We start from the raw sequence: 9,818 nt of genomic DNA, 5'->3' as shown, positions 1-9,818 counted from the left end.
GAATACAATGTCTGATATTAAAATGTATGATGTAATCATTGCAGGAGCAGGCCCAGCCGGAATGACTGCGGCTGTCTATGCCTCTCGAGCTAATCTAGAGACATTAATGATTGAACGTGGTATACCAGGTGGCCAGATGGCGAATACAGAGGATGTTGAAAACTATCCAGGTTATGATCATATTTTAGGACCAGATTTATCAAATAAAATGTTTGAGCATGCGAAAAAGTTCGGCGCTGCGTATGCGTATGGTGATATTAAAGAAGTAATTGATCATGGAGCGTACAAAACGATTGTTGCTGGACAAAAAGAATACCATACGCGAGCACTTATTATAACTACTGGTGCACAATATAAAAAACTAGGCATCCCTGGGGAAGAAGAGCTTAGCGGTCGAGGGGTTTCTTATTGTGCTGTTTGTGATGGAGCGTTTTTCAAAGATAAAAACCTTGTTGTTATTGGCGGGGGAGACTCTGCTGTGGAAGAAGGCATTTATTTAACGCGATTCGCTAACAAAGTAACCATTATTCACCGCCGTGATGAATTACGTGCCCAACGTATTTTGCAAGATCGCGCTTTTGACAATGATAAAATCGACTTTATTTGGGATACTGTCGTAGAAAAAATAAACGAAGGCGCCGGGAAAGTAGGAAGTGTTACTTTAAAGAACAATAACACTGGTGAAACCTATGATCATGAAATCGATGGTGTATTTGTTTATATCGGTATGGTACCTTTAAGTGAACCTTTTACATCGTTGGGTATTACCAATGAGGAAGGGTATATTCCAACAAATGAAAATATGGAAACAAAAATTCCTGGTATATTTGCTGCTGGTGATATTCGCGAAAAAACGTTACGTCAAATTGTTACAGCGACTGGTGATGGAAGTATTGCAGCTGAACAGGCCATTAAATATGTGGAAGATTTAATGGAAGAGTTAAAAGCAACACATTCGTAATTAGAGGTTTCTTTTAAGAAAAATTTACGATGAGTCATTGCTTTTTAATCGCGCTGTAATATAAGCGCAATATTCATGGGTTATAATAAAAATAACTAATTGACCCCCTTTTAATAGATAGATTAGTTAATGGACACAGATCACGTATCTGTGTTTTTTTCTGTTTTTAGACGCAAAGTATAATAAAAACGACAGTGATTTTTCCAAAATACTCGGGTGATAGACAAGTTTTTGCTAAAAGAAGAAAGACGAAGATACTGAAGCAAAAAACTCTGTTTTCCTCTCTCGTTAGTAGCGCTCCATTAGTATATGTTTCCATCCCCATATCGTAGTGCTTGTCATTCTCTTGCTGTTAGGAAGTTTCATTTTCAACATAAAACTAGTATAATTAGAAAGGGAAAGAAAGTTTGTTTTTTAGTTTCTGTTCATTTAGAGGTGATAGGAATGCAACAAGTAGCAAATTGCATATTATTAAAACAAGACCACATTTTATTATTAAAAAAACCGAAGCATGGCTGGTATGCAATGCCTGGTGGAAAGATGGAATCTGGTGAAACGATAAAAGAAGCCGTTATTAGAGAATATAAAGAAGAAACCAATTTGACAATTCAAAATCCGCGTTTAGCTGGGGTATTTACATTCACTGTTTTACAAGATGATCAACAAACGAAAGAATGGATGATGTATACATTTACTTGTCAAGACTACAGCGGTAAACTGGCAGACTTTTGTAGAGAAGGAGAGCTACAATGGGTTCCCGTGAATCAAGTGTTACAGTTGCCGATGGCTGAAGGTGACCGGTTAATTTATAGGCATATTTTTGAAAATAAACATGTTGTATCAGGAGCTTTTACTTATACACCTAAAGATGATTTGATTACCTATCGAATAGATGGTTCCTCCGATATGAAGTAATTTTTTAATGTCATTCTGCAAGGAAGCCAATGAAAGAGGGAGATAATGAATATGAGTGAAAATCTTGAAACAAAATTAGTAATTATTACAGGAATGTCAGGTGCCGGTAAAACAGTTGCAGTGCAAAGCTTTGAAGATTTAGGGTACTATTGCGTTGACAATCTTCCTCCTACATTATTGCCAAAATTTATTGAACTCATGAGAGATTCTACAAACAATATACAGCGGGTAGCTATTGTCATGGATTTACGTGCTAGAGAATTTTTTGATTCCTTGTTTGAAGCTTTAGATACTTTAGCAGATGAAGAATGGTTAGATGAACATGTTCTATTTTTAGATGCAAAAGATGAAAAGCTTGTCAGTAGGTATAAAGAAACGAGGCGCTCACACCCGCTGGCGGTTGGAGGTTTACCGCTTAATGGAATCCGGCAAGAACGAGAAATATTGGATGAGCTAAGAGGAAGAGCACAAAGAATTATTGACACGACGAATTTAAAGCCGAGAGAACTTCGTGAAAAGATTGTTCAAAAGTATTCAGAAGAAGATCAAGAAGTATTTTCTGTGCACATGGTTTCATTTGGTTTTAAATATGGTCTACCAATTGACGCCGATCTTGTATTCGATGTTCGTTTTTTGCCAAATCCTCATTATGTAACAAATTTACAACCACTAACAGGTTTAAATAAAGATGTATCCTCTTATGTATTTCGCTGGACAGATACACAAAAATTTATCGTAAAAGTACTTGATTTATTGCAATTCATGTTACCACAATATAAAAAAGAAGGAAAGTCGCAATTGGTCGTCGCAATTGGTTGTACTGGTGGGCAGCATCGCTCCGTTGCACTGGCTGAATATTTCGCTAAAGAGTTGCATAAAGGCTATATTACACATGTCACGCATCGTGATATTGATAAAAGAAAGGGACATTAATATGACTGAGGAGAAACGTCCGAATGTGGTAGTTGTTGGAGGTGGAACGGGGATGCCTGTCCTACTCCGAGGTCTTAAGGATTTACCTATTGATTTAACAGCATTAGTTACTGTAGCCGATGATGGAGGAAGTACGGGAAGGTTACGTAATGAAATGGCAATTCCTGCTCCGGGGGATATTCGTAACGTGATTGCAGCTTTATCTGATGCTGAACCCATGTTAATTGAATTATTTCAGCATCGTTTTGATGTTTGTAATGGCTTATCTGGTCATTCACTTGGAAATTTACTTTTAGCAGCAATGAGTTCGATTACGGGAAATTTTAATATGGGGATTAGAGAAATCTCTCGTGTCTTAAATGTGAAAGGAAAAATATATCCGATCTCAAACGATAACATGTCGCTCCATGCTGAAATGGAGGACGGGACAATCGTGTCTGGGGAGTCGAAAATTCCTTTATCTAACAAAAAAATAAAACGTGTTTTTTTAAGCCCACAGCCTGTTGAACCATTACCAAATGCAGTACGTGCTTTAAATAATGCAGATTTAATCGTTATTGCACCTGGTAGCTTGTATACAAGTATTATGCCGACCATCATTATGCCACAAATAGCAGAAGCAATAAAAAATGCAAAATGTCAAGTGGTATATGTTTGTAATGTCATGACGCAAGAGGGGGAAACTACTGGTTATACAGCTGCTGACCACGTGCAAGCTATTTGTGATCATATTGGAGAAGCAAGCGTTGATGCGATTGTCGTACATAATGAACCCATTGAAAAAACGATAAGAGAGATGTATGCAGAGGAAAACGCTTCTCCTGTGGTATATGATATAGAGCGTTTAATAGGTATGGGACTGCAAATTATAGAGGGAGATATTATTGATCCGACACAGCCTACATTAAGGCATGATAATTATAAAATTGCATCATTGCTTTATTCGCTTTTGAACAAATGAGTATTGTAGATATGCTAATTTTGTATTGCAACCAGTGTAATAGGAGCAAGAAAATGGTCGCTTTCACAGAAAAATTTATTTTAAAAACAAAACAATGTAATATCTAGCCTTCATGGCCTTTCATAGCACCTACTATTGATCTGTAGAAGGGAGGGATAAGTATGTCCTTTGCTTCCGAAATAAAAAAAGAATTAACAGCAATCGAAGTAGATGATTGCTGTAAATATGCTGAATTAGCTGCATTAGTTCGAATGAATGGGGCTATTTCAATATCAAAGCAAAAATATACTTTGGATATACAGACGGAAAATGCTGCTATAGCGAGAAGGATTTATTCGTTAATTAAAGCAACTTATGATATAAGAGTGGAATTATTAGTAAGAAAGAAAATGAAATTGAAAAAAAATAATGTATATATTGTTCGTTTGAATGAAGGTGTAAGACCAATTTTAGTCGATCTCCATATTTTGCAAGAACCAATGACGTTTAATCGGGTTATTTCTGATCACCTTATTCATAAGTCTTGTTGTAAGAAAGCTTATTTGCGTGGAGCATTTCTTGCAGGTGGGTCAGTGAACAATCCAGAGACGTCTTCTTACCATCTGGAAATTTTTAATATTTATGAGGAACATAATAATTCACTTTGTAATTTGCTTAACCAATTTGAGTTACATGCTCGTAAATTAGAACGGAAAAACGGGTATATTGTTTATATAAAAGAAGCAGAGAAAATTTCAGAATTCTTAAGTATAATTGGTGCTTATAATGCTCTATTTAAATTTGAAGATGTGCGTATTGTCCGAGATATGCGCAATTCGGTTAACCGTATTGTTAACTGTGAAACAGCAAACTTAAATAAAACAATCGGAGCAGCTTTTCGCCAAATTGAAAACATACAGTTCATTGATCGTACAGTTGGTTTGGAGCAGCTACCAGAAAAGCTCAAGGAAATTGCTGTTCTACGTGTGAAACACCAAGAAGTTTCCTTGAAAGAATTAGGCGAATTAGTAGAAAGTGGTAAGATATCTAAATCAGGTGTAAATCATCGTTTGAAGAAAATCGATGACTTCGCCGAAAAAATTAGAAATGGCGAGTTTGTACCTTAATCTTTGCTTACAAAATGTACCATGATATAATGGTTGTAAATTATAAATGTTTTGCATAGATGAGATAACACTTGGAGGGGGATTTTCTCCTCTTCCATGTTGTAGTAATAGTTTGCATAAAGTAAAAGCAATATGTGAAGGCTTTTAGGTTGATGATAGCGATATCGGAGGATAATGATAACGCTTTCTGTAGAGGGAGAGAGGATGATCTAATTGGTTGAACGGATAATTAAAGTAAATCTTTCTACTGGTCTACAAGCTAGACCAGCAGCGGAATTTGTTCAAGAAGCAAATCGTTTTCATGCTCATGTTTTCATTGAAAAAAATGGAAAAAAAGTGAACGCAAAAAGCATTATGGGATTAATGAGCATAGCTATAGTTGCTGGAGAAGAGATTACACTTATCGCTGACGGAACAGATGAGGAACAGGCTATTGAAAGGTTAACAAAGTTTGTTTCTGAAACATAGAAAGCCACCCAAAAAGGGTGGCTTTCTATGCTCTTTATTCAGGTTTACGCTCTAGTACCTTATCAATTAAACCATATTCTACAGACTTTTCAGCTGTCATGAAGTTATCACGATCTGTGTCACGTTCAATGACTTCAATTGGCTGTCCTGTTCGTTCAGAAAGGATTTGATTGATTTTTTCACGCATTTGAATGATTCGACGTGCATGAATTTCAATGTCTGTTGCTTGCCCTTGTGTTCCACCTAGTGGTTGATGAATCATTACCTCACTATTAGGTAATGCGTAACGCTTGCCTTTGGCACCCGCAGTTAATAGGAATGCCCCCATAGATGCTGCCATTCCTGTGCAGATTGTAGAAACATCTGGCTTAATGAGTTGCATCGTATCGAAAATTGCCATGCCGGCAGTGATTGATCCACCTGGTGAGTTGATGTATAGTGAAATATCTTTTTCAGGATCCTCTGCGTCTAGAAATAATAATTGGGCTACAATGGAATTTGCAACGTTATCGTCAATCGCACTTCCTAACATAATGATTCGATCTTTAAGTAAGCGTGAGTAAATGTCATAGGCGCGTTCACCGCGGTTAGTTTGTTCAATTACTGTTGGTATTAAATTCATAACAATTATCCTCCTCTATCTATTCGTATATCTTTGATATCGATATATTTATCATAACTAATAGGTCAAATAAGGTCAAACAATAAACATTGAAGTTTGACAAATATACTTCCATTTATTCCCGTTTTCTATGAAAATAAACATACAAAAGAAAAAAGGGCTTGTTTATTGTTAGAATACAGGTTATAATATTCTATGTGTCTTCATTCAAAATAATGATATGCGCCCGTAGCTCAGGGGATAGAGCAACGGTTTCCGGTACCGTGAGTCGGGGGTTCAAATCCCTCCGGGCGTGCTTAAAGCCATAATGGCGCGGTTTATACTCGCATTTCAGACGGAAAGCTTATCGGAAGGTCTTACGGTTTCCAGTAGGGTAAATTCGAAATTTATATGACGTATTTAGGCGTCTCTTTTGTTACTTTTTACGAAGTAATGAAAGGGGCGTTTTTTGTTGTCTGAACGTAAAGGAAAGTCGATTGTACGAAAAAGGGGCGTTAAACCAAAAGTTGACCGATCTACTGATGAAATATTCTCGGACAAGTCGCTCAACTTATCGTTAAATGACGCATTAGAATATTTCGTTGCATTTAAAAAGACGGAGGTATGGTAAGGCATCAATTTTGTAGAAATTATATTTTAAACGGTGGAGATATTTTCACCTTACAAAGGATTGCTGACGTGCAGAAATATCAACGACAAGAAAATACATCCAAAGACGGATGAAGATATTAAAAAACAGCATGCAATGTTCAGTCCAGTTGTGAGATTAAGGCATAGGAACAAATAAAAACACAAGACGCATTGTAATATTAAGTGCAACACCTAAAAATGTGGCTAAAACCAAACAGCCCACAACAGTTTCGTGTAAAATGTAAGTAACTATACCAACACATACACGGAGGTACTATTATGAGCTACAAACATCTTACCACATTTGAAAGAGCACGTATAGAAACATTAAAAGACCAAGGAATATCTATACGTACCATTGCTAAAAAACTGAATCGATCACCATCCACCATCTCAAGGGAATTAAAACGTAACTAACCAGTCGGCGTATTTTCAATCACGCCCATATTAAGTATATGCACCTTTATTCCGCGATCAAACAAGCTGCGGATTATCTGAGCGTCACCTGCCGACCTAGCAAATCGATCAAGTTTTGTAACGACTATTGTGTCGCCAGTTTGTACTGTATTTAGTAGTGCTTGAAACTCAGGTCTTTCCGACTTTGTTCCCGTCCATTTTTCGGCGTAAATCTTGCCGCAACCTTCTGTGTCACTTTAGACGTTATTATGTACTTTTATGACCGATATTTTGCATGTTGGGATATAGCCATCATCTCGGAAACTCTGTATACTAATTGAATTTTAACCTGAAAAGTCGAATTCCCGTACGATAAGGATTCGATTTTTTAGATTCACTTATTCCACTAAAGCATTCTATAGTTGAAGAACATTCATCAAACCCAATACTATTGAAAATATTAGAGAGCTTACTAATATAAATATTGTTTGTAAATACATAAAAGATATGATTGTACGATTGCCCTTTATGTTACCTATATTTTTAGCAACTTTTAAATGGAGTGGTACAAAATAGAGAGAAAAGAGAATTCCTCCTGATAGTGAAATACATAAATAAACAATTACAAAATTTGAGGTTAATTCGGCCACTAAACTTGAAATTATAAAAAATGGAACTCCTGTCCATATAAAAAAAGTTACAGCTAATAATACCAATGCCATAAGTACCAACATAAAGTTCCTTTTTAACACCTCTAAATAACTATTAAGATATAAGTTCAATGCTTTCACTTCCTTTCTAAAGTATTTGCACCCATTAGCTTAAGAACAGCATATTATAGCTTTTTCAAAATTATTTACATTTACTAAAACACTACCATCATCCATTATAATATTAACCGGAGCATTAGTAAGCTTTTGTTTTTAGCTAAGTCAATAAGTTCTTGATCTTGTGATCAATCCACCCAAACCTCATACTTATTACTTGCGCCTTTGTTCTTCGAAATACTTCAACAATTTATCTTTTTTAAAAGAGTTTTAGATTTATATGTAGAATTAAGTAATATAAGAGCGCTCCTAAATAATTTAAAAAGGGGATTTTTTTATGAGAAAATTATTCGTTGTTTTATTAGGGTTTTTTCTTGTTTTTTCAGCTTCATCCATGACTTTTGCAGAATCAGTACAACAAAATACGTCAAACAATATCACTCCAGCACATCTTGAAATTATTCAAGATACACTCAACACGCCAAATCCTGACGGTACTCCAGCTCAAATCACTAACAACGAATCTCAAGATTCAATTTCTACTCAAGCAACTTATGGCATGATTACACCAGTTTTTATAAGAGCATCTGATAATTATACTCAAGTTTATGTATACTTAACTTATACTGGGAATAAGGCTGCTAATGCTGTAAAGTTCAGTAAAATGGATATCATGCACAGTTCAGTACTTAATCGTACGGTATATAAATCATTTCCAGCAAAAACTTATAATTTTGGCATAGCATCTACTTATCACACTACTTATATTGGCACTGCAACTGTACCAACAAACCAAACAAAAGTAAGAGTCTCAGATTCTGGTCTAATGGTATATGTAACAAGCTCCGGTTGGTTGATTACCACGAATATTATTGGACAATGGCCAATTCAATAAAACTTTATACTTATTGATTAAAGAAACTAAGGTACAGATTAGAAGTAACTGTTGGTATAGTTAAAGTACTCTATGCGATTATATGCTATAGAGTACTAATATCGAGATGCTCTCTTGAGCATCTCTCATTTCTTTTTTTATGGAGGTGATTACGTGGATCATGATGAGTACAAAGCATATTTGAAGCAGCAATATTCCCATAGGGTTCGACCGTTACAATCAGTTAATGACGTTATCTCCGCATTTCAAAAAAAATTAGATATTGCCGAAACAGAATTATCAGAATCCGAAGTTATTTTCTTAAAAATGACAATGCTTAACTATATTAATGCACACAAAAACGACCCTATAAAATCTAACTTGGATAACTTAAATTTCATTTCGTATGAAGTAGTAAGAAATGAAAAAAGTGATTATTACTACAATCAGATGAGGATTACATCTGATAATGAAAGAATACTTGTCATTATTGAATCCCAGTTAAACGCAATAACCTCCAATTGCGAAGAACTAAAAGTGGATATGCTTATCGAACGTGGAATCGACACATCTCATGTTAATCAAGAAACACCTGAGTTTTTTGCATATCTAATGCTTTTTGATTCTCATAATGAGAATCATTGACTACGACAGAGGATAAAAAGACAACATTTTATAGAAGAGTGAAAGAGTTACAGGAAAATTAATTCTCGATTTTAAGAGTCTATTCTCGGATAGCGTCAGGGAAACGTGCTTAGTTGTTGTAAATCCGCATTTTCTTGACGCCACCCGTAATACTGCATCAAAATAAGAACAGTTATTGCGTAAATTAATTTTACGCTAAAATGCCTTGATTAATTACATAAATTTTAGGCAAAAGGATAAAAATTATTTTTTCGAATTGGAATTGTTAAAGGGGACCCCATTGTCAAGACACAAATTTTAAATATTTAAGGTGGGGGAGCTATGGAGCTCCTTTAAGGGAAGGGGTATTAACATTTTTTTCATTATTATTCTCAATCATAGGAATTTGGTGGTCAAGGAGGGGCTTCACAACGAAGTTCCTATGGATGAGAGGGGGTATTCTTTTATGAATAATAAACAAACTCAGGTGTCTGGTAATTTAGCGATTGATGTAGTCGCTTTTGGTTATAGAATGCAAAATAGTTTCGAATTTCTTGTCTA

The 9,818-nt window shown here is 35.5% G+C and carries 11 protein-coding genes, 1 tRNA gene and 2 pseudogenes; 11 read left to right on the top strand and 3 right to left on the bottom strand.

Features of this window, described 5'->3' with window-relative positions:
* The first annotated feature begins 7 nt into the window (after positions 1-7).
* The 6 genes from trxB (at position 8) to HLX49_RS16390 (ending at position 5,344) form a co-directional block, all read left to right on the top strand.
* Positions 8-961, top strand: a complete 954-nt coding sequence (gene trxB / locus HLX49_RS16415; protein WP_077705273.1) for a thioredoxin-disulfide reductase — start codon at positions 8-10, stop codon at positions 959-961.
* A 444-nt stretch (positions 962-1,405) separates the two neighbouring features.
* Positions 1,406-1,876 (top strand): NUDIX hydrolase, encoded by a 471-nt coding sequence (locus tag HLX49_RS16410; protein WP_077705270.1) that lies wholly within the window; start codon positions 1,406-1,408, stop codon positions 1,874-1,876.
* Between the two features lie 51 nt (positions 1,877-1,927).
* Positions 1,928-2,809 carry an RNase adapter RapZ gene (gene rapZ, locus HLX49_RS16405; protein ID WP_101932383.1) on the top strand — a complete coding sequence of 294 codons (882 nt, stop codon included), beginning with the start codon at positions 1,928-1,930 and terminating at the stop codon, positions 2,807-2,809.
* Between the two features lies 1 nt (position 2,810).
* Positions 2,811-3,770, top strand: coding sequence for a gluconeogenesis factor YvcK family protein (locus HLX49_RS16400; protein WP_296363238.1), 960 nt, complete (start codon positions 2,811-2,813; stop codon positions 3,768-3,770).
* 161 nt (positions 3,771-3,931) lie between these two features.
* A complete protein-coding gene (gene whiA / locus HLX49_RS16395; RefSeq protein ID WP_101932381.1) occupies positions 3,932-4,876 on the top strand; it encodes a DNA-binding protein WhiA in 945 nt (314 codons plus the stop codon).
* Positions 4,877-5,089: 213 nt separating this feature from the next.
* Entirely contained in the window at positions 5,090-5,344 is a 255-nt protein-coding gene (locus HLX49_RS16390; RefSeq protein ID WP_073007535.1) for an HPr family phosphocarrier protein, read from the top strand.
* Positions 5,345-5,378: 34 nt separating this feature from the next.
* Here the strand turns inward: HLX49_RS16390 and clpP are convergent, their stop codons facing one another.
* On the bottom strand, positions 5,379-5,966 hold the full coding sequence (gene clpP, locus HLX49_RS16385) for an ATP-dependent Clp endopeptidase proteolytic subunit ClpP (RefSeq protein ID WP_101932380.1): 588 nt from the start codon (positions 5,964-5,966) through the stop codon (positions 5,379-5,381).
* Between the two features lie 222 nt (positions 5,967-6,188).
* On the opposite strand from clpP, the gene HLX49_RS16380 reads away from it, so the two are divergent.
* The 3 genes and pseudogenes from HLX49_RS16380 to HLX49_RS16370 all read left to right on the top strand — a co-directional run.
* A tRNA-Arg gene (locus HLX49_RS16380) sits at positions 6,189-6,261 on the top strand.
* A gap of 156 nt (positions 6,262-6,417) precedes the next feature.
* Complete coding sequence (locus tag HLX49_RS16375) at positions 6,418-6,576, top strand: hypothetical protein (protein ID WP_296363235.1); 159 nt, start codon at positions 6,418-6,420, stop codon at positions 6,574-6,576.
* Positions 6,577-6,875: 299 nt separating this feature from the next.
* Positions 6,876-7,010, top strand: a pseudogene (locus HLX49_RS16370) (helix-turn-helix domain-containing protein); the annotation flags it as partial.
* A gap of 2 nt (positions 7,011-7,012) precedes the next feature.
* Here the strand turns inward: HLX49_RS16370 and HLX49_RS16365 are convergent.
* Positions 7,013-7,225, bottom strand: a pseudogene (locus HLX49_RS16365) (recombinase family protein); the annotation flags it as partial.
* A gap of 871 nt (positions 7,226-8,096) precedes the next feature.
* Between HLX49_RS16365 and HLX49_RS16360 the strand changes: the two are divergent.
* On the top strand, positions 8,097-8,654 hold the full coding sequence (locus HLX49_RS16360; protein ID WP_296363234.1) for a hypothetical protein: 558 nt from the start codon (positions 8,097-8,099) through the stop codon (positions 8,652-8,654).
* 153 nt (positions 8,655-8,807) lie between these two features.
* Positions 8,808-9,278 (top strand): hypothetical protein, encoded by a 471-nt coding sequence (locus HLX49_RS16355; RefSeq protein ID WP_213397569.1) that lies wholly within the window; start codon positions 8,808-8,810, stop codon positions 9,276-9,278.
* A 443-nt stretch (positions 9,279-9,721) separates the two neighbouring features.
* On the opposite strand, the gene HLX49_RS17170 is transcribed toward HLX49_RS16355, so the two are convergent.
* Positions 9,722-9,808, bottom strand: a complete 87-nt coding sequence (locus HLX49_RS17170) for a hypothetical protein (RefSeq protein ID WP_367112743.1) — start codon at positions 9,806-9,808, stop codon at positions 9,722-9,724.
* Positions 9,809-9,818: the final 10 nt, after the last annotated feature.

This window comes from Virgibacillus sp. (assembly GCF_013393565.1).
In the GTDB taxonomy this organism is placed as follows: Bacteria; Bacillota; Bacilli; order Bacillales; family Amphibacillaceae; genus Virgibacillus; species Virgibacillus dokdonensis.
Note: the sequence above shows the minus strand (reverse complement) of the source record. Positions and strands in the feature narration are given on the sequence as shown.

Excerpts from the sequence above, each read along its gene's own strand:
- HLX49_RS16400 (WP_296363238.1), top strand. The coding sequence starts at position 2,811 with ATGACTGAGGAGAAACGTCCGAATGTGGTAGTTGTTGGAGGTGGAACG.
- trxB (WP_077705273.1), top strand. The coding sequence starts at position 8 with ATGTCTGATATTAAAATGTATGATGTAATCATTGCAGGAGCAGGCCCA.
- HLX49_RS16410 (WP_077705270.1), top strand. The coding sequence starts at position 1,406 with ATGCAACAAGTAGCAAATTGCATATTATTAAAACAAGACCACATTTTA.
- whiA (WP_101932381.1), top strand. The coding sequence starts at position 3,932 with ATGTCCTTTGCTTCCGAAATAAAAAAAGAATTAACAGCAATCGAAGTA.
- HLX49_RS16360 (WP_296363234.1), top strand. The coding sequence starts at position 8,097 with ATGAGAAAATTATTCGTTGTTTTATTAGGGTTTTTTCTTGTTTTTTCA.
- clpP (WP_101932380.1), bottom strand. The coding sequence starts at position 5,966 with ATGAATTTAATACCAACAGTAATTGAACAAACTAACCGCGGTGAACGC.
- rapZ (WP_101932383.1), top strand. The coding sequence starts at position 1,928 with ATGAGTGAAAATCTTGAAACAAAATTAGTAATTATTACAGGAATGTCA.